The sequence below is a fragment of the Pandoraea norimbergensis genome (assembly GCF_001465545.3).
GTDB classification, from domain to species: Bacteria; Pseudomonadota; Gammaproteobacteria; order Burkholderiales; family Burkholderiaceae; genus Pandoraea; species Pandoraea norimbergensis.
Genome location: NZ_CP013480.3, coordinates 1,136,846 through 1,155,956, shown reverse-complemented (window position 1 = coordinate 1,155,956; position 19,111 = coordinate 1,136,846). Strand labels below are relative to the sequence as shown.

General features: G+C 58.2%; 15 protein-coding genes, 1 tRNA gene and 1 pseudogene. 7 read left to right on the top strand and 10 right to left on the bottom strand.

Annotated features, from left to right (window positions below; all coding sequences use genetic code 11):
- Positions 1–10: 10 nt before the first annotated feature.
- On the bottom strand, positions 11–1,171 hold the full coding sequence (locus tag AT302_RS05205) for a Rieske 2Fe-2S domain-containing protein (RefSeq protein WP_058377527.1): 1,161 nt from the start codon (positions 1,169–1,171) through the stop codon (positions 11–13).
- A 262-nt stretch (positions 1,172–1,433) separates the two neighbouring features.
- Between AT302_RS05205 and AT302_RS05200 the strand changes: the two genes are divergently transcribed.
- Positions 1,434–2,138, top strand: a complete 705-nt coding sequence (locus tag AT302_RS05200; protein WP_064675036.1) for a GntR family transcriptional regulator — start codon at positions 1,434–1,436, stop codon at positions 2,136–2,138.
- Positions 2,139–2,158: 20 nt separating this feature from the next.
- On the opposite strand, the gene AT302_RS05195 is transcribed toward AT302_RS05200, so the two are convergent.
- The 5 genes from AT302_RS05195 to AT302_RS05175 form a co-directional block, all read right to left on the bottom strand.
- The gene (locus AT302_RS05195) at positions 2,159–2,809 is read right to left on the bottom strand and encodes a GntR family transcriptional regulator (RefSeq protein WP_058377525.1); all 651 of its coding nucleotides are present in this window, start codon (positions 2,807–2,809) and stop codon (positions 2,159–2,161) included.
- Positions 2,810–2,975: 166 nt separating this feature from the next.
- Positions 2,976–3,740: an alpha/beta fold hydrolase gene (locus tag AT302_RS05190; RefSeq protein WP_084656030.1), complete on the bottom strand. Its 765-nt coding sequence runs from the start codon at positions 3,738–3,740 to the stop codon at positions 2,976–2,978.
- A 34-nt stretch (positions 3,741–3,774) separates the two neighbouring features.
- Positions 3,775–4,587, bottom strand: a complete 813-nt coding sequence (locus AT302_RS05185) for a 2-keto-4-pentenoate hydratase (protein ID WP_237172065.1) — start codon at positions 4,585–4,587, stop codon at positions 3,775–3,777.
- A gap of 161 nt (positions 4,588–4,748) precedes the next feature.
- On the bottom strand, positions 4,749–6,029 hold the full coding sequence (locus AT302_RS05180; RefSeq protein WP_167365781.1) for an MFS transporter: 1,281 nt from the start codon (positions 6,027–6,029) through the stop codon (positions 4,749–4,751).
- 111 nt (positions 6,030–6,140) lie between these two features.
- Complete coding sequence (locus tag AT302_RS05175) at positions 6,141–7,217, bottom strand: porin (RefSeq protein WP_058377522.1); 1,077 nt, start codon at positions 7,215–7,217, stop codon at positions 6,141–6,143.
- Between the two features lie 719 nt (positions 7,218–7,936).
- On the opposite strand from AT302_RS05175, the gene AT302_RS27490 reads away from it, so the two are divergent.
- The 5 genes and pseudogenes from AT302_RS27490 to AT302_RS05145 all read left to right on the top strand — a co-directional run bounded on the left by AT302_RS27490 (position 7,937) and on the right by AT302_RS05145 (position 12,717).
- Positions 7,937–8,707 carry a hypothetical protein gene (locus AT302_RS27490; RefSeq protein ID WP_157125685.1) on the top strand — a complete coding sequence of 257 codons (771 nt, stop codon included), beginning with the start codon at positions 7,937–7,939 and terminating at the stop codon, positions 8,705–8,707.
- 2,448 nt (positions 8,708–11,155) lie between these two features.
- A pseudogene (locus AT302_RS28420) lies at positions 11,156–11,257 on the top strand (PAAR domain-containing protein); the annotation flags it as partial.
- Between the two features lie 75 nt (positions 11,258–11,332).
- Positions 11,333–11,659, top strand: coding sequence for a hypothetical protein (locus AT302_RS28030; RefSeq protein WP_058377518.1), 327 nt, complete (start codon positions 11,333–11,335; stop codon positions 11,657–11,659).
- A gap of 6 nt (positions 11,660–11,665) precedes the next feature.
- Positions 11,666–12,388: a peptidoglycan recognition protein family protein gene (locus AT302_RS05150; RefSeq protein ID WP_058377517.1), complete on the top strand. Its 723-nt coding sequence runs from the start codon at positions 11,666–11,668 to the stop codon at positions 12,386–12,388.
- Positions 12,385–12,717 (top strand): hypothetical protein, encoded by a 333-nt coding sequence (locus AT302_RS05145; RefSeq protein ID WP_058377516.1) that lies wholly within the window; start codon positions 12,385–12,387, stop codon positions 12,715–12,717. Before AT302_RS05150 ends, AT302_RS05145 begins: the two co-directional genes overlap by 4 nt.
- A 207-nt stretch (positions 12,718–12,924) precedes the next feature.
- Here the strand turns inward: AT302_RS05145 and AT302_RS05140 are convergent.
- The 4 genes from AT302_RS05140 to acs form a co-directional block, all read right to left on the bottom strand.
- Positions 12,925–13,015 (bottom strand) — tRNA-Ser (locus AT302_RS05140).
- A gap of 76 nt (positions 13,016–13,091) precedes the next feature.
- Positions 13,092–15,110, bottom strand: a complete 2,019-nt coding sequence (locus tag AT302_RS05135; RefSeq protein WP_058377515.1) for a sodium:solute symporter family protein — start codon at positions 15,108–15,110, stop codon at positions 13,092–13,094.
- On the bottom strand, positions 15,107–15,586 hold the full coding sequence (locus AT302_RS05130; protein WP_058377514.1) for a DUF4212 domain-containing protein: 480 nt from the start codon (positions 15,584–15,586) through the stop codon (positions 15,107–15,109). The genes AT302_RS05135 and AT302_RS05130 overlap by 4 nt, the downstream gene beginning before the upstream one ends.
- A 228-nt stretch (positions 15,587–15,814) precedes the next feature.
- A complete protein-coding gene (gene acs, locus AT302_RS05125; protein WP_058377513.1) occupies positions 15,815–17,797 on the bottom strand; it encodes an acetate--CoA ligase in 1,983 nt (660 codons plus the stop codon).
- 342 nt (positions 17,798–18,139) lie between these two features.
- On the opposite strand from acs, the gene AT302_RS05120 reads away from it, so the two are divergent.
- Entirely contained in the window at positions 18,140–19,060 is a 921-nt protein-coding gene (locus AT302_RS05120) for a DMT family transporter (RefSeq protein WP_150789649.1), read from the top strand.
- The last annotated feature ends 51 nt before the right edge of the window (positions 19,061–19,111 follow it).

Here is a 19,111-nt window from a genome sequence, read left to right as displayed (position 1 = left end):
CGTTGACCGCTCACATGTGCTCCGGCTTCTGAATGCCGCGCGCATGGCGATGACACAACTCGCGCCACTTGATGAGCGGCGAGTCGCCTTCGATCAGCATCTCGTCGAGCCACGCCGAATCGCGCTTGTAGAAGGTTTGCAGTGCGAGTCGCGCCTGAATATCCTGCGCGTTGAAATTCTCGAAGCCGATGGGCTTCCAGCGGTTCCAGAACTCGTGATTGAAGTGCGCGCTTTCTTCTTCCGTCGAAACGCGCTTGCCGACGAGCATCACATAAAGGTGCTTCGTTTCCGTCACGGGCACGTAGAACTCGAACTGTGTGATGTCCTGATCCGGGAAGTCGTCGACGCGCAGCCCGCACGGCATCCAGAGCGACGCGGCCGTGGTTCGGGTCGGCTTCTCCGACACGCGCTTGGTGCCGGTGACGACCACCTGACCGTCGACCTTGCCTTCCCAAATGCTCGTATGGTTGGCAAACGCGTCATAGACGCCCTTCGGTGCGCCGTCGTCCTCGTGCACCAGCACGTCGCCCGATTTCGCCAGGTGCCCGATGGGCAACGAGCGCTGCGTGTCCGGCACAAGCTCCGAGGCGCGGTGAATGTAGACGTGCAAGCCGTCGAAGCCGTTTTCGCACCCGACGCGCCAGTTCGACTCGACCTCATAGATCGCGCAGTGCAACTGCAAATCGTCGTCAAGGAAGGTCGGCGGCACGTCTTCCGCGAGCGGAGGCGCTTCAAACCCTTCGTCGCCCACGAACACGAAGATCAGGCCCTTGGCTTCCTGCACTGGATAGCTCTTCACGCTGCGCCGGCCGATGGCCTTGCTGTCCGGCGAGGCGAGGATGTCGCACAGCTTGCCGTCGTTCCACTTGTAGGTGAAGCCGTGATACCAGCAGGTGATGGTGTCAGGCGTATAGCACTCCACCTTCTCGGAGAACTTCACGCCGCGGTGCAGGCATCGGTCGCGGATCGCCTTCACTTCCCCGTCCACGCGCTTGAGCAGGATCTCCTCGCCGCATACCGTCGCCTGCGATACCTTCCCTTCGAGGACGTCGCTGGACAGCTTCACCGGATACCAGTGGTTCCGGAAACCCAGCTTGGCCGCAAGGTAATTGCGCCAGCGCGGGACCTTGTTCAACAAACTCTCGTCTACGAAATGTGCCTGTTCACTCATTGGGGGCGTCTCCAATTTATTTGTTTGCGTACTGTATGCAATGACGACTGGAATCACGGTTGCGTGCGGACGGCTCAGACGCCGCAACTCGACGTGATTGCCATCCTAGGGCGCCGTTCTACGCGCAACAAACGATTTGAAATTCACTCATGCATGAGCCTTGCGAATGTGTTGAGTGGATGTCACGGAATCCCGCGTTGACCACCGAAATCTCACTCGTTTCGTCGTAGAATCGCGGCTAACCAACCAAAACTTCAACGTCATGAGCGCCACCCGCAGAGTCGTACAGAGCGATCGGTTACGCGATCAGGTTTACCAGTTGCTCCGGGAGGATCTGCACGGGGGCGCCATTCCGGCCGGATCGCGGCTCGTTGAGTTGGAATTGGCCGAGCGGTATGGGGTCTCGCGCACGCCGATTCGCGAGGCACTCTTCCAACTGGCACGTGAAGGCCTCGTGGTGCGCACCGATCGCGGGTATTCGCTGATGACGGATACGCCACGCGATTTCCTTCAGCGCATGGAAGTCCGGCTCCTGCTCGACCCGCCGCTGGCGGAACACGCGGCAAAGTACGGGTCCGATGAGCAGATCGAAGTGCTGGCGACTGCTTATGAAAAGATGAAAAAGGCCGAGGCGGCGTCGAAGTATTCGGCGTTTGTTTCGGCGGCACACGAGTTCCGCACCGTCCTCCTCGAAATGAGCCACAACACGGCGCTGACGCGCGTTTGCGCGGTGCTGGAAGACCAGTTCCTGCTGGTGCGCAACGAACACTACAAAGACGAAGGGAATCGGGCTATTTCAGTGCATCGCGATGGGCTGTTGCTTGCCGCGATTCGTTCACGCGACGTGAAAGGCGCGGGGAAAATCGCGAAAGAGTACGTTGAGCTGCTGATTACGACACTTGCGAAGCCCGCGGAACGCGCGGCTCGAAAGCGCAGCGCGAGGACCGCATTGCCGAAGCGTTCGTAGCGCTTCCCCCCGTGTTGCCCTCAGAGTTGCATGCGGCACGATTCCGCAAGACTGGCGATATGGGTGCGCGTCTGGGCCTCGGCTGATGCCGCGTCCCGAGTCGTCAGATGTTGAGCTAAGGCTTCCAGATAATCCGCCGTCATCAAGCGGTTTCTTTCGGCTCGCAGCAGCAGTGGGCGGGCGGCAAGAAAATCATCCTCTGCGGCACTGAAGCAGCGTGCTAGTACTTGGTTCGTGCAAACGGTGGCGAGGTGTTTCTGGAGTCCGTGAACCGCACTCGCGGAAACGAATGACGAGGGTTCGCAGAGGAGCAGGCGTCTCGCCTCGTCCGCTAGCGCGGAAATATGCGCAATCTCTTTGCTGGATGCTGACTCAACAACGTTGACGACGACCACAGGGTCGAGAATCGACTTGACGTCCAATCGGGCCAGCAGCGCCGGCATCGGCATTTCGCTGAATCCGTAACCGCGCTCCAACGGCTCCAGCAGCCCCTCACGCGCCAACTGAAACAACGCCTCACGCACGGGCGTTCTGGAAACGCCGAACCGCGCGGCGAGATGCGTTTCCGTCAACCGTTGACCGGGTTGCAGCTTGCCGCGCTCGACGAGATCTCGGATCGCGTCGTAAATCCTGTCGCGCAATCGCTGCCCGACTTCCTGAGAAACTGCCATAGCCGCCGGAACCCTTCAATCAATGGCGCTCAAATGTGAGCGAAAGTGCCGTTGGCCTCACGGGTGCGTCGCGAGATTGATCGCAGTCACAGAACGTTGCCCCCCGGCAACGCGGACGTCGATCAATCTCGCGAGCGCTCTTTGCATGCCGCAATTCGTTTGCTTTCTAGTCTTGGAATTGAAGCCAATTGGCGACGCGCGTGTTGAACTGGTCTGGCGCTTCGAAATAGGCCGAGTGACCCGCGCCAGCAAGCGTCATCAATTCCGCGCCGTCAAAGTGCTTGCACACTTCCGCGACGATCTTCGGTGGGAACAGGACATCTTCCTCTCCGACGAGAAAGCCGATACGTACGCCCGTCGCTGCGATCTGCTCGGGCGAGTAAGACGGCTGGGCGCCTACGAGTGTTTTGAAGGTGTAGCGATTGAATCCGGCAATTTGCAGATACAACTGCGTCATGGCGGGCGAGCTGGCGAGGTGCGTGCGTCCAAGCACACGTTCAGCCTGCGACAGATCGCGCGTCGCGCTCTGCACCTTTGCCATTTCCGCCGCGATGGATTCAGGCAAGGTGATGCCGACCAAAGAATCGGCAATCAGTAAGGACGCAACGCGATCAGGATAGCGACACGCGAAATCGATTGCCGTGCCAGCGCCCATCGACTGCGCGACAAACGAGACGCGCTGCAAATCGAGCGAGTCCAGAACTGCGAGAAGATCGTTTGTGAACTCGGCGCGTCCGGCAAGCTCGGCGTCGGTGGATTTTCCGAAGCCTCGGGCATCCACAAGAATGACCTTGAAATCCGCTCGCCACGCGGCGACCTGATAGAACCAGCTCGCGTGATTTCCGCCCACGCCATGCAGCAGCACTACCGGTGAACCGCTGCCGTGTACCTCGTAATACAGCCGACTTTCATGATGATCTAGGTATGGCAAATTTCTCTCCCGACTTCCAAATCAATTTCCGACGTTAGTCGCCGAACCGAACCGAGACCTCACCGATCCCCTCGATGTCCGCGTGATAGGTGCTGTAGTGCTTGACGTTCACCATGGGGCCGAGTGCGCCACTGAGCACCAGTTCGCCCGCCTTGATCGGATGCCCCACCTCGATCAGTTTCTTGGCCAGCCAAAGCGCAGCGTTCAGCGGATTCCCCAGACATGCCGCCCCGCTTCCTGTCGATGCCACCTGCCGGTTCTCCTGCATGTGCATTTGGCAATTCACCAAGTCGATGTCAGGCGTGAATGGCAGCTTCCGGCCGATCACGAAGCGGCCAGACGACGCGTTGTCCGCAATCGTCTCTACAATCCCGATTTTCCAGTCTGCGATGCGGCTATCCACGATTTCGAGCGCTGGCGCCACCCATTCAATTCGCTCGAACAGGTCGGACATTTCGAGCGTTGGGTCGTCGATGTCCACACGAAAGCCAAATGCAATCTCTGCTTCGATCTTGGGCTGCAAGAGGCTCGACATATTGACGAGGCCGGCATTGACGACCGCCATGTCGTCGAACAGAACGCCATAGTCGGGTTGGTCCACGCCAAGCTGTTTCTGGACGGCAGTCGACGTGAGGCCGATCTTGCGGCCTACGATTCGGCGGCCGTCCACTTGCACCGCGTGGTCTGTGTTGCGGTGCTGGATGCGATAGGCGGCGTCGATATCGCCGCCCACGCAAGAGGCAAATGGGGCAATGGGACCGCTGGTGTATGCATCGCGCAGTCTCGACGCGATCAGTTCCTCTAGTTCGACTTCTTTCATCATTTCCTCGAAACGCGTGCGAAGCATTGAGACTGCCGTGTGCGACGTTGCCTCAATTGGAGCGGAGAGTTTTGTGCACTGTATGCAGTGTGTCAACGCGCTATGCACGCTTTGTTTGAAGCCCTTGCCCCACGTTTTGTAATGCATCCCGGTGCGAGTGCCTTCGCGAGGAGAAGCGCATACGCCGACTAGGCGACGATTTCCAGTTGCGCCTCTTGCACGGGTTGATATCGCGGCATCATGGCGCACAACGCGCAGACGATTAGCAGGGCCGCGCACGCCAGATACAGCGGCATGGCGTAACTTCCCGACGCATCGAACCCCATCCCGAACACGACCGGACCGACAGCGGAACCCGCCATGAACGAAGCAAACACCCAGCCGAAGATCTTTCCGAAGTGATCCAACCCGAAATATCGGCTGATCAAATACCCCAGCAAATCGGATTCGGCGCCAGCACCAAAGCCAAGGAGTGCCGCGCACAGATACACGGATGCCGGGGCGTTCGTTAGCAGAAGACCTGCGCAGCCGACGCACGACAGCGCAAAAATGCCAATGGCGGCGCGAGGCGCGAAGATTCGATCGAACAGATAGCCCGCCGCAACGCGTCCGATGAGCGCAGCAACCGCCAACACGGTCGTCGCGAACGCTGCCGACGAGAGCGCGACACCGCGGTCGAGCAACATAGGGACCAAATGGATTTGCGCACCGTTGATGGCCACGGCCATGAGAAATGCCGCAACGCCAACCAGCCAGAAGGCGCGACTGGCGAACGCCTGTGAGAGCGTGCGTCCCGCTGCCCCGAGTGCCCCGGTAGCACGCCCGCTGACGCCGTTCTGCGTCGGCGCTTCCCTGAGTAGAAACAGGCCCAGTGGCACGCCAATCACGATCGGCACCGCGCCCAAGAAGTAGTACCCGGCCTCCCAGCCGAACCGCTGGATCATCGCAGCGGCAATGGGAGCGGCAATAGCCCCGCCGAGTGCAACGCCGGCCATGCTGATGCCCAGCGCAAGACCGCGCGACCGGTCGAACCAACCCGAGATCACTCGCAAGTAGACGATGGTGTTCGACCCTGCGCCAAAGACGCCGATCAGGAAGAACGCCAGAAAGAACCCGGTGATTCCCCACGTCTTCACCATCAGCGGAACGGCCAAAACCGTCGCGCCATAGGTGAGCAACGACGTCACCAGCACGGTTCGAAGATGAAAACGGTCGATCAGCGCACCGACGACCGGCGTTGCGACCGCCAGACTCAGCGCACAGATGGACAGCGCGCCAGAGATCTGTGCGCGATCCCAACCTTGCGCAGTTCCAAGCGCCCGAATGAACACGCCCACCGTCATCAGAATGATCGCTGTGCTGCACACGCTCGCGCCGATCGTCGCGTAAGCGACCATGAGCCATGGTTGATTGGTGCGCGCGCCTTCTGCCGGCATCGTCGCGACTGAAGTGATATTTCCTTGTTTCATCAAACCCCTCCAAATCATCTTGATTTACTGCACTTGCTCATAATTCGACGGAATAATGCGCGCCGGAACGGATGCGCATTCCTCTCGATTTTTTAATTTCGCTACTGGTGGTCAGAAGAAAGTGCGTATCCCCGTGGCCACGGCAAATTGACGGCTGGTCGAAGACGGTGCCAGAGGGAATAAGACGGCCGATTGGGTCGCGCCGGAGGACGTCACGAAGCTCGTCCCCACGTAAATGTCGGTCCGCTTCGACAGGAATTTGTCGACGAAAAGGCTGTAGTTGGAGAGCCGCCCCGAACCTAAGGCGCTGCGTCCGTACCCGAGCGTGATCTTGAGGTCCGGCTGGAAATCGTAAATGACGTCGACCGTGCCACTGCGGATCGATTCATATTTGCCAAACCCGGCAAACGCCACGTCGGTATAGCTCAAGCCTGCGGTCCACTTCTCGGCGAACTTGTAGGAGGCACTTGCCCCATAGATGTTTTGAGAATCGACAGCAAAGGAGCGATACGGGGTAACGGTCTGGCCGAGAAACGATTTCATGCCAGCCAGCGTGGGCGTGAAGTTCACGCCGTTGATCTTGGTGCCGACAGCCGCCGCTTTGAATCGCTCGTCTGCATAGGACAGGGCGAAGCTCATTGCGCGGCCTCGGTTGTAGGTGTCGGACGTCCCACCCGGGAGTGCGTAGAGCGCAAATAGGGTGAAGCCGCCGAATGTCGGTGATCGATAGGAGGCGGAGTTGTTCACATAACCACCCGCCATATGGTCGGCATTCGCGGGGGTTTGGGAGAACGTTGAATTGAATCCCGGTGAATTGCCTAATAAGAGCACCGAAAAATCGTTGTGATGCCCGAAGGTCAGCGTGCCGTATTCCGCCTTGGACAACCCCACCCATGCGCTGCGACTAAAGAACGTATCCGATCGGAACTGCTTGCCGTTGGATAGATTGAAATAGCTCGCCAAATCGAAGACGACCTTCAGCCCGCCCCCCAAATCCTCCGTCCCCCGGAAGCCAAACACCGTATTCCAGTGATAGCTGTCGAGCATTTGCACGACACTCCCACCACCGGCATTGTTCGAGTACACGACCGCTTCATCAATTGCGCCATAAATCGTCACGTTCGACTGCGCCAGCGCCGTGCTGGATATCAGGAAAAATGCGATCAGGCCGACTGCGATTTTCTTCATCTGGATCTCCCATCCATATAGCTCTGCCCCCAGGACCCGGTTGAATAGCGGGCCCGGCCGGTTATTCGAGTGCGCTTGATCGTCTGGCCACGTACGGCAAGTGCTGGCGACGCGTGAACGCCAGCCGCGGTGACGAATTCGAGCGGTGTTTTTTGATTACGAACCGGCAGGGAGAAGGTAGGCAGCCATTTTTTTACGCACAATCGAAAAAAACGACGTGTATGCACGATGAGAAATCATTCATGCGTGGGGAGCTGGGACGGCGGCGGGGCCATCGGGGAGAGCGGTTTGAAGGATGTCGGTCACAAAAACTAAAACCCCAACATAGAACCCTACATTCATCCGCACAGAAAATTAGAAAAATCCATAATACACAACAACTTATGAAGAAAAGCACCACCCAAATAACTCTACATTCAACCCTCGAAGCTACCAACCAGTTAGGGGTAGAGCCTTCTCAAAGAGGGGAAATCAACGCAAGGAACGTCCAATGGTTGCAGTGTGAATTTCTTGTGTCAATCGACAACTTCCCTCTTGTCGGAGCGTCTGCAATCGGAGTGGTCCGAACATGGATCGATAAAAACGGATGGCTGCACCTTCAATTTCACATTAAATAATTATTCATACTATGCATTAAATTGATTGTTGTAATTTTTCTGAATTTTTTAATTATTTTTTTATGCAATCATCCTTTAGTCACCCAGCAGGAGGATATGATCGTGAGAGATGGGTTGGCATGGAAAGGAAATTCTCGCGCCGCGCGAATAATTCTTGTTTTTGTTATTTCTATAATATCGTCGAATTATATTTTTGCGAATGATAAGGACATTACCGTTAAATCACGAGATTCAGATGAAAAAGCAGAGCGCATCGTGAGCGACCTGGATAAATCGCCATCTTGTCAAAAATTCACCGCTGATGGAGCGAGGTCGTTTCCATTTAATTACCCAAAAACCATTGACGAGTTACTGGAAAATATTTTATATGCAACAAAGAGTCGAATATTGATCGACAAGATGTTGTATACGAACGATGGATTCGGAAACCTCGTTGGAAGTCTGTCTGTGCGCTATTTCGGACTTGAGTCAACCGGTGGGACGGAAGTCAATTTCTCTAAAATTAAGGATGATCGAGAGTTTTCGAGGCTTCCTGAGCCGGAAAAAAGTTCATTTATCGATGAGGTGACAACCAGCTATTCCGGCGGTTCGGGAGAGATGGATGACAGAGCGTGCTTCGGGACAATAACGGTGAATTTTCAAGAGGATTTATTCCCGTTTTCAGTGGTTGAAAGTGTTTTTGGAAAAAACTGGACGGAAATATTGCCTCAGATGCCTCCTTCAGGTGAATTCAAGCCATCCATCAACTCCGATGGCAATAAGAAATTCTCATACGACTTCTCCAATGCGCTCTTTTCGGCCAAGATGAGCGTCGGGACTGCCTATGATGGAACCATTGAAACTGTCAGAATTTTTATAAAAGAAATTAAATAATTCCGGCATAATTCATGAATATTTCCACGAGAATTTAAGCGATCATAAGAGATGCTTTTTATCTCTATCCAAGTGCTGGCGCACGAACTGTTCGTCGAAGCCTTAGCTCAGCGGGCAGTCGCAGCATCATGGGAATGATGCGCGAGCAAGGCAATGCGATCGGCGTTTCAAAGTCGGTCGCGCGATGGCAGAGCTTGGGCTGATCTGCAAACAACTGGGTAGCCACGCCTACCCATTCCACAAATTCTGCCCCCCGTACGGGAGCGCAGCGCCGAAACTGCACCACCCTAACTGCATTCGTTCTCCATCTGATACGAAACAGCTCCCGTAGCCGCGTGACGCAACCCCAGACGCGTATGTCAGTGGAGGAGAAGGTCCCGCTGTCAGGTCGAATACTCGGACATCCCCTCGCAACCAAGCAGAGTCCCTATTGAGACATCGGAATGTTCTGAATTTCAACGAGTGACCTAGAATGCGACTCTGAACGCGTGGTGCCCACATCGTTGGATAGCTAATCTGGTTCCCGTCGCGCCCCAAGCGCGACCGGGTTTGACGACCTGAACGATGTTTTCGGGCACACGGCCGCGATGTCTGCGGCTTTCGTGTGCGCAATGCCGCGCCTTCGTGTCCACGGGCGGGTCTGGATTGGGACACCTTCGGGTGTGCCGCCTAATCCGAATCATCAGCGGTTCGTCAACCTAGTCCAGTGCCCGCCCACCCCTGCGCAATGCAGCGGGTGGCGGGGTCCAAGAATTGACTAGATCGAGGTTCCCCGCATGACTTCTCACGCTTCCGCAATTTCCCTATCCCACACGTCGGCCGACAAGCTCAGCACACTCTCCGAACGCATCTTCGCTCTCGCGGTATGCACCACGGATAGCGGCAAGGAGATTCCAGCCAGATTCCTGATCGCGATGTTCGGCGAGCTTGGCGAACTGGCTACAGAGCTCGTTGGCGAGTGTCGCAAGTTGAGGGCCAACGCACCGGCTTCGTAGTCCCGAGGCTGGATATCGGCATGTCGCGGGGATCCCTCGCCGCAGACTGTCGCGGATCAAAACGCTGCACCAGGGCATGTGAATTTTTACAACAGGAATGCTAAGGGCTCCCACGTAGGGAGCCCTTTGTTTGCCGGCGCAAACCAGAGCACCTCAATCGGCCGCGCTAACGGCGGCAGACGCGTCCTCGGCGTACTCTTGACTAGACAGTCAGATTCCCGTCCAAAATCGCCCTGCCAACTCTTAGCCAGAGGCGGTGGGGTGCTCAACTCACCAATTCATGCATTACCGAGATCACCGTCATAAGCTCGTTAGTTTGGGCAATTTCCCAGCACTTTGGCGGGCATACTTCCCGTCGCTATTTGTGGTGCTGTCGTATTTGCGTATGAGCGAGATCCATGGCACGGTACTAGGCTGTCGCGCTCGAAGCGGCGTCACAAACGAACTGACTATCCAAAGTGCGCTAGACAATGACAGTGAATAAATTCTTGGCAGCAGTCGCCATGGTATCGAGCGGTCTTTTCGTTTGGAAATCACAACAGCAGCCCCGCTGGGATGGGGCATTTCCAGTGAGACGAGCGGTCATCTCGAAAGACACCGCCGGTGGCATCGTTCGCGACACTGCGACGAATGGGAAGCTCCTTTTCACGTTGGCACTCGGCGACGATTGTCTGTTCCTCTCGGGTGATGATTGGGAGCGAGTGGATAAGAAAGATGCTGCGTCGACGACGGTTCCCGTGTTTTGTCGCAACAAAGGCTCCGGCTGGACGGATTTGTCCCTCTTAGTTTGTAACGAATTCGTTTCGTCGGCCCCACTCAAAGGCTGGTAAGACCTTCAACCCGATGGAATACACGTCACACCGGGCAAAACAACGAATAGCTCGCGCAAACGATTAATCATTGAACAGACTGATGAATTACGCTCTACCACCGAAGAAACCAAGGCTCTCAGACCAGTGCAAACGTCAGAGTGGCTTTTCTGCACCCTGTGGAGTGAGTCTTTCCTCAACGAGAAAACACGCAGGCCCGCTTCGCGGGACTCGATGTGGCACAGATTCATGTGGCGGGTGTCGGCTGAAACAGAGGTCGAAGTTCGATTCATCAAACATGAACTTCGCGCCAAGTGCGCAGACGTTAGAGCTCGCCCAGGAGCTGCTTGTACATGCCGACAGTCTTCTGACCGCGAGGGTCTATCGTTGCAAACCTTAGCGAGTCAACCTGTTTAGATAGAGCATTGTCGACATATATGCCCCCTTAGCCGAAATCCAACCGGGGCATTCAAATTTTCCTATGCGCCCAATTTGCGGCTTGTCCCATAGACCGTTTGTCGTCCTTGGGATATATCTGTTCGCCTTATTTCAAGACAATCGGTGGCGAAAGCACGCGCAGGTACTACTTGCTGGTGGGAGATCGTTCTACCGCTGACGGGATTGTTATCGACGGTGACGCCTCAATGACGCTAGACGGTACACCCGTGACCTATGTCGGCGCGAGAGTCTATTGCCCGGTCTGTAAGTCTGAGGGCGTCATAGTTCAGCAAGGCAGACGACTTCCCTCATTCGACATCAAAGGACGAGAGGCGGCCCTCAATGGTGATCTGTGCGTGTGTAGGTGTGAGAGGCATCCGCAGATGCTTGCCTCGCACAATCGCGCGTATGTTGAGCTTGACGAGCACTCAGTGGCCAACAATGTGGCCGGCAATGCCGTTGAGGCGAATGAAGCCAAGCAGGTTCACTCAGCGCTAGACAAAATCTATTCCCGCCGAATCTACGTTTGGGATAGCTCGACAGGTGAGGCGCTAAAACATCAAGCGTTCGTGGCGGATGTGGGTGGAGGAAGACAATTAGGCAAGACCGACAATGACGGTTACGCAACGATTGAGACGCGTGATTCGCAAGCTTTTCGTATTCACATCCTCTTCTCGTCTCCTAAACGCAATCTCGAACACGCCCAATAGTCGAAAATGACCGATTACCGGATTGAACATTGGACTTCTGGACAGACTGTCCCTGATGGCACCGACGCCGAAACCATATCAGTGTCTGTAAACAATCGCGCAGCAACGCGCCAAACGATCATCACGCAAGTGCGGCGACGCGGAATGCACTTCATCGAACGTTCGGACTGGGCTGCACACAAGGCGAGAACCGAACGGATGCAGGCCGACTGGAACTACGCCCAGCTCGCGATTCATCACGCGGGACGAAGTTTCGGTTGCGGCCCAGGTGCTCTTCAATTGCAGGAGATTCAGCAAAAGCAAATGGGGAATTCCATTGTCCCTAGTGACGACATTGGGTACCACTACGCACTAGATTGTTTCGGGAATATTTTTGAAGGGCGCGACATTCGATTCAAAGGCGAACACGTTCGACGCTACAACACGGGGGTAATCGGTATCGTTCTGCTAGAGAACCTAACCGATGATCAGGAAGGAAACGATATCGTTTCAAAAGTCCGAGGTGCGTTCGGCACGCTTGGTTTCAAGAACCGGCCCCGAGCGCCAGACAGGCAAGTGCAGTCATTGGGGGCGTTGGTCGATATCTTGCGCGAGTATTTTCATATCAACACACTCGGTGGTCATCGTGAATTCCCGGGACAATTGGGTGACGGAAAGATTTGCCCCGGCAACGTGGGATTGGATGTCGTAAAGAGTCTGCGCAGTTCGACCGGGCTGGGAGCGCCATGACATATTCGGAGAAAAGAAGAGCGGTTGTCGTGGTGATTCTTGCCCTACCGATCGCGTTCACATTGATGTTCGTCGGCTACGTGAAGACGTATCTCGATCACGAAGAGCAAACGACCCTCTTTATCAAGTATTTCCCAACGCTGAAAATGCAGTTTTACGATCCATTTGCCAACGAGGGTGAGGACATTCCGATTGATAAGCTGTCGACGCGAGCGCGCGAAGAATTTGCGAAATACTGCAAGTATCGATTCGGTGTGGTTGACACCGCCACTCCCGCGCTCGACGCGTGCAAAGCACAGATTCCAAACTACCTGAAGTCAGTTTCATAACGGGGTACCCGGACCGAGCCCCTTGAGTCCTCGTTGCTCGGGGACTACTTACCGCGGGTCCGTCCCCTTCAGACGACCCCGAATGGGGCAAGGCGGGAGAGGGAGGGACGTCCCGGCATTCGATAATCCCGCCAGAGACCCAACGGATAGTAACGAAGCTAGTAAACGCACAAAGGGCTCCCACGCGGGGAGCCCTTTGTTTATCTGTGGCGGAGAGACGGGGATTCGAACCCCGGATAGGTTATTAACCTATACACGCTTTCCAGGCGTGCGACTTAAACCGCTCATCCATCTCTCCTGAAGAGTCGCGCATTATAGCAGGTCGCCGGGAATATCCTACCCCCTTTCGCCACAACCCCTTCAAAATTTATTCCTTACGGGCGTCGCAGGTGGTCCACCAGATGCTCGTCCCGCTCGCTCGGGCGCCCGCCCAGCAAGCTGAACAGGATCGCCACGGCGAACCCGACCGGCACGCCGAACGCCCCGGCCGCTATCGGATCCACGCCCCACCAGCGGGCGCCCGCGAACCCCGTCAGCCTCGTGAAGAACGGATACGTCGTCATGATGTAGTACACGCACACCAGCAACCCACTCACCATCCCGGCCGTCGCGCCCAGCCGCGTCGTTCGCTTCCAGAACACCCCCAGCACCAACGCAGGGAACAGGCACGACGCGGCCAGCGAGAACGCCGCACCCACCAGAAACAAAATATTGCCCAGCTTCAACGACGTCACGTACGACGCGAACATCGCCACGCACAGCAACAGAATCTTCGACGTCGTCACCCGCTTCTGGCTCGACGCATGGCGATCCACCATGTGGAAGTACACGTCGTGCGACAACGCGTTCGCGATCGTCAGCAACAACCCGTCCGCCGTCGACAGTACCGCCGCCAACGCGCCCGCCGCCACCAATCCCGAGATCACATACGGCAGCCCCGCGATCTCCGGTCCGGCCAGCACGAGCATGTCCGGCTGCATCCAGATTTCGCCCCACTGCACCACGCCATCCCGATAAACATCCGAAATATCCAGCTGCACGGGCGTTGCGTGCCGCCACTGCATCACCCATCCCGGTAGATTCTCGTATCGCGCCCCGACCAGATGCAGCAGCACGTCGTACTTGAGCATCACGGCCAACGCCGGCGCACTCACGTACAACAACGCCACAAAGAACAACGTCCAGCCCACCGAGCTACGCGCCCCCTGCACCGTCGCCGTTGTGCCGTACCGCGTGAGAATGTGCGGCAAGCTCGCCGTGCCGATCATCAGGCACACCATCAACAACAGGAAATTCAATCGCTGAGAACTGCGCGTCGTCTCGTCGCGCGCCGGGAATGGCTCCGTCATCGCGTGCGGCGGCTCACTGCGCTCCGCATACTGATTGCGCAACTCCAGCCATTGGTTCTGCGCATCCCCCACGTCGCGCGGAAACGCATCCAGCTTCGCTTCCAGCACCTTCACATCGCGAAGCGGCCCGTTGTGGCGCTTCGTATCGAGCAACTGGCGCTCCAGCTCTGCACGCTCGGTGTAGAAGCTGTCCGGCAGACCGTCCAGCCGGCGTTGCATCTGCTCGCCCTGCTCCCGGTAATAATCACGCACCTCTCGCTCGGGAATCGACTGCTGAATCTCTCGCTCCAGCGCCTCCACCTTCGCCAGCGCCTGCCCGTAGCTGAACTGCGGAAACCAGCCATGTCCCGTCTGGTGCCCGATCATCGCCGTCGGCACCAGAAACGCCGTGATCATGATGATGTACTGCGCCACCTGCGTCCACGTCACCGCGCGCATCCCGCCGAGGAACGAGCACACCAGAATGCCCGCCAGCCCAAAGAAGATGCCGATGGTGAATTCCACGCCGATAAAGCGCGACGCGATCAACCCCACGCCCTGAATCTGCGCCACCAAATAGACGAACGAACACAGAATCGTCGAGAACACCCCCAACGCCCGCACGACATTGCTGTCGTAACGCGTGCCGAGAAAGTCGGGCACGGTGTATCGCCCCATCTTGCGAAGGTACGGCGCCAGCAGAAACGCCACCAGACAATAGCCGCCCGTCCATCCCATGACATACGCCAAGCCGTCGTAACCCGACACGTACAACGAACCCGCCAACCCCATGAACGACGCTGCACTCATCCAGTCGGCCGCGCACGCCATGCCGTTGAACACCGGTGGCACGCGGCGTCCTGCCACGTAGTACTCCGTAGCATCTGACGTTCTGGAAATCAGTCCGATCACCGCGTAGACGGCAATGGTCACGAACAGAAACGCGTAACCGATCCATACACCCGGCCCGTTGACCCGCTCAAGCAAGCCGATCATCAGCACGAACGCGAAGAAACCCGCCGTGTAATACAGGTAGTAGCGCAGCAGCCTGCGCGTGTAACTCATCGGGAAGTCGGCGCCGACGTGGCGCGAGAAGTCATACGAGAAGAAGCGGAAGCAGTGCCCTGCGCGCCGCCGGACATGCCGGAAACCGCCGCATCACCAAGCCCGAGGCTGTCACTGTGTGCGCGGCGCAAAGTTTGCAGGTCAGCGCGATATCGTGCGTCGTTACGACGCTGGACCAACGCATAGATGACGATTAATCCGATATCGATCAGGATCGAACCCTGCGCGCCCATGTAGAACGGCAACGGCCAGCCGGCGAATCGCACCGACATCCATTCGCGCGCCCAGAACTGTGGAACGAACGTCACCACGAAGCCAATCGTCATCAGCGCCGCCACCAGCCACAACGTGCGGTGCCAGTGACGCGCCGCAATCGCAGCAGCTTCTCGATGCCAATGCGAATCGCGTGGCAAACCGTCCGTCAGTGCGGACGTTGCTGACAGATCACTAGCATCGGTTTTCGGGGGATTCACCATCGACGCACTCCGGCGTTCCGCAACACCGACGTACCGCCAGCACGCAGCGGAAGACTCATCATCGCCATGTTCCGAGGTGCAGCAATGTCTACGCGCCATGGGCGCTCACGGGGCCCGTCAAGTCCTGACGGAACCCCACAGACATTGCTTCGAGGAAGTTGTCTCGGCTTTCGCAGCCTGCGGCACTGTGCCCGGATCAATCTCCGCGACACAGTTGCCGCAGCCAACTCACTGCGCTTGCTTCAACTGATCGAGAATCGCCGGGTTTTCAAGCGTGGAGGTGTCCTGCGTGATCTCCTCGCCCTTCGCGATCACGCGCAACAGACGGCGCATGATCTTGCCCGAACGCGTCTTCGGCAGGTTGTCGCCGAAGCGGATGTCCTTCGGCTTGGCGATCGGTCCGATCTCCTTGCCCACCCAATTACGCAGTTCGAGCGCCAGTTGCTTGGCTTCATCCCCGGTTGGGCGCGAACGCTTGAGCACCACGAACGCGACAATCGCCTCGCCCGTCGTGTCGTCCGGACGGCCCACCACCGCAGCTTCCGCCACGATCGGATTCGCCACCAGCGCCGACTCGATCTCCATCGTGCCCATGCGGTGACCCGAGACGTTCAGCACGTCGTCGATACGCCCCATGATCGTGAAGTACCCAGTCTTCGCATCGCGAATCGAACCGTCGCCGGCCAGATAGATCTTCCCACCCAGCTCCGGCGGGAAGTAGCTCGACTTGTAACGCTCCGGGTCGCCCCAGATCGTACGAATCATCGACGGCCACGCGCGCTTGATCACGAGCATGCCGCCCTGACCGTTCGGCACGTCTTGCCCGGTTTCATCGACAATCGCCACGTCGATCCCCGGCAACCCCAGCGTGCACGAACCCGGCACCAGCGGCGTCGCGCCCGGCAGCGGCGTGATCACATGACCGCCAGTCTCCGTCTGCCACCACGTATCGACGATCGGGCAACGGCCGCCGCCAATGTTCTCGTAGTACCACATCCACGCTTCCGGATTGATCGGCTCACCAACCGACCCGAGAATGCGCAGCGACGACAGATCGTATTTCTTGGGATGCACGTCCGGCGTCTGCTCGGCCGCCTTGATCAGCGAACGAATCGCCGTCGGCGCGGTGTAGAACACCGACACCTTGTGGCGACCGATCATTTCCCAGAAGCGCCCGGCATTCGGATACGTCGGCACACCTTCGAACACGACCTGCGTCGCACCGACCGCGAGCGGGCCGTAAGCGATGTACGTGTGGCCGGTAATCCAGCCGATATCCGCCGTGCACCAGAAAACGTCGTCCGGTTTGATGTCGAACGTCCACTGCATCGTGAGCGACGCCCACAGCAGATAGCCGCCCGTGCTGTGTTGCACGCCCTTCGGCTTGCCCGTCGAGCCCGACGTGTAAAGGATGAACAGCGGATGCTCCGCGCCCACCCACTCCGGCTCGCACTGATCCGATTGCGTCGCGACCAAGTCTTGCAGCACGTGGTCACGGCCCGCCTGCATCGCCACATTGCCGCCGGTACGACGGTAGACGATCACCGACTTCACGTGATCGCAGCCGCCCATCGCCAGCGCCTCGTCGACGATGGCCTTGAGCGGCAGCGCCTTGCCGCCACGCATCTGCTCGTCGGCGGTGATGATCGCCACGGCGCCGGCGTCGATCGCGCGCTCGTTCAGCGATTTGGCCGAAAAGCCACCGAACACGACGGAGTGCGTCGCGCCGATGCGGGCGCAGGCCTGCATGGCCACGACGCCTTCGATCGACATCGGCATGTAGATCACAACGCGGTCGCCCTTCTTCACGCCCTGAGCCTTGAGCGCGTTCGCAAAGCGGCTCACGCGCGCCAGCAGGTCGCGGTAGGTGACCGGGGTCACCGTGCCGTCGTCGGCTTCAAAAAGAATGGCGTTCTTGTCGCCCAGACCGGCTTCGATCTGGCGGTCCAGACAGTTGTACGACGCATTGAGCTGACCATCTTCGAACCACGTGTAAAACGGGGCGTTGGTCTCGTCGAGGACTTTGGTGAACGGCTTGTGCCAGGCCAGATTCTCGCGCGCCTGACGCGCCCAGAATCCCTCGTAATCCTTCTCGGCCTCGGCGCACAGCGCCTCATAGGCGGGCATGCCGGAGATGTTCGCTTTGGCGACAAGCGCCTGCGGCGGCGCGAAAATGCGCTGCTCCTGCATTACCGATTCAATTGCTGCCATGAGTTGTCCCCTCTTATGGATATGCAAAAACGATTGCAATCAAGCCAAAACAAATCGCTAACGCCACATTAAGACGAGCGACTTACTAACGCCTTACACTGGTGCACCCGCGTGACGTCTCTCGCGTGCGGGACTCACGCAAGCGCGTCACTGCGGTGCAGCAGACCGTGGCGTATTCGCTACAATCCTACCCGCATCATCCCTATCCCGCCAACCCCGGACTCGCCCGGAGCGCCCGTGAATTCGACCTCTTCGTCCCAATCCACGCCTTCAGCCCACGCGTCGACATCGTCGACCGACCGGCTGTTTGCCCGCTTTCCGAGTTTCGCGCTGGCCCTCGCCATGACCTTCGTCGGCACCAATGTCGGCATCGGCAAAACCATGGTCGCCGTCATGCCCGTGGCCGCCTTCGCCCTCTGGCGCTTCGTGATCGCCGTCATCGCCCTCGCCCCGCGTTATCGCCCGGCGAGAATGCGGCTCGTCACCCGGTCGCAATGGCGCAACCTTTTTGTGCAAACGTTCTTCGGGACGTTTCTCTTCACCCTGCTGATGCTCTACGGCGTGCGTCAAACCACGGCGACCGCCGCCGGGGTGATCACCGCCACGCTGCCCGCCTGTGTCGCCCTGCTGTCATGGGCCGTGCTGCGCGAGCACCCGTCGCGGCGCACGCTGGTAAGCATCGGGCTGGCGATCCTCGGGGTGGCATTGCTGAATCTTTCTCGTGGCGACGCTCACGGGGCGGGCAGTGGCAGCGGCTCCACCGGCAACGCATGGCTGGGGAATTTGTTAGTGCTCGGCGCCGTGGTGTGCGAGGGGATTTACGTGATCGTCTCGAAGCGCCTCGCCTCGGAACTCTCGGCCATCGATATCTGCGCGTACACCCATCTGCTCGGCGGGGCGATGATGCTGCCGCTCGGCATCGTGGGGTTGATGGCCGTGGATTACTCGGTACTCACGCCCGGCCACTGGGCCCTCATCGTCTGGTACGGGCTCGCCGCGAGCGTGTTCTCGTTCTTCTTGTGGATGCGCGGCATTCGCCACGTGAGCGCCCAGCTGGCGGGCGTTTTCACCGCTATGGTGCCGGTGGCCGCCACGGCCTACGGGGTCGTGTTTCTCGGCGAACAGTTGACGTTCACCCAAGGCGCAGCGCTGGCGCTGACGGTCTCGGGCGTCGTGCTCGCCGCCATGCCGGGCGCAGGCGCCAGCAAGAAACTGGCCGCGGCACCCACGGATAAGGGCGGCTCGCCCGGCAAGACGTTGTAAAATGCCGCCGGTGTCGGATTTCGCCTCGCGAATCCGACCGGATGCTTTGAT

Coding starts and splice junctions, on each gene's coding strand:
- AT302_RS05200 (WP_064675036.1), top strand. CDS start 1,434: ATGAGCGCCACCCGCAGAGTCGTACAGAGCGATCGGTTACGCGATCAG.
- AT302_RS05185 (WP_237172065.1), bottom strand. CDS start 4,587: ATGCTTCGCACGCGTTTCGAGGAAATGATGAAAGAAGTCGAACTAGAG.
- AT302_RS05145 (WP_058377516.1), top strand. CDS start 12,385: ATGACATATTCGGAGAAAAGAAGAGCGGTTGTCGTGGTGATTCTTGCC.
- AT302_RS05135 (WP_058377515.1), bottom strand. CDS start 15,110: ATGAGTTACACGCGCAGGCTGCTGCGCTACTACCTGTATTACACGGCG.
- AT302_RS05175 (WP_058377522.1), bottom strand. CDS start 7,217: ATGAAGAAAATCGCAGTCGGCCTGATCGCATTTTTCCTGATATCCAGC.
- AT302_RS28030 (WP_058377518.1), top strand. CDS start 11,333: ATGCTTGCCTCGCACAATCGCGCGTATGTTGAGCTTGACGAGCACTCA.
- AT302_RS05180 (WP_167365781.1), bottom strand. CDS start 6,029: ATGAAACAAGGAAATATCACTTCAGTCGCGACGATGCCGGCAGAAGGC.
- AT302_RS05205 (WP_058377527.1), bottom strand. CDS start 1,171: ATGAGTGAACAGGCACATTTCGTAGACGAGAGTTTGTTGAACAAGGTC.
- AT302_RS05150 (WP_058377517.1), top strand. CDS start 11,666: ATGACCGATTACCGGATTGAACATTGGACTTCTGGACAGACTGTCCCT.
- AT302_RS05195 (WP_058377525.1), bottom strand. CDS start 2,809: ATGGCAGTTTCTCAGGAAGTCGGGCAGCGATTGCGCGACAGGATTTAC.
- AT302_RS05130 (WP_058377514.1), bottom strand. CDS start 15,586: ATGGTGAATCCCCCGAAAACCGATGCTAGTGATCTGTCAGCAACGTCC.
- AT302_RS05120 (WP_150789649.1), top strand. CDS start 18,140: ATGACCTTCGTCGGCACCAATGTCGGCATCGGCAAAACCATGGTCGCC.
- acs (WP_058377513.1), bottom strand. CDS start 17,797: ATGGCAGCAATTGAATCGGTAATGCAGGAGCAGCGCATTTTCGCGCCG.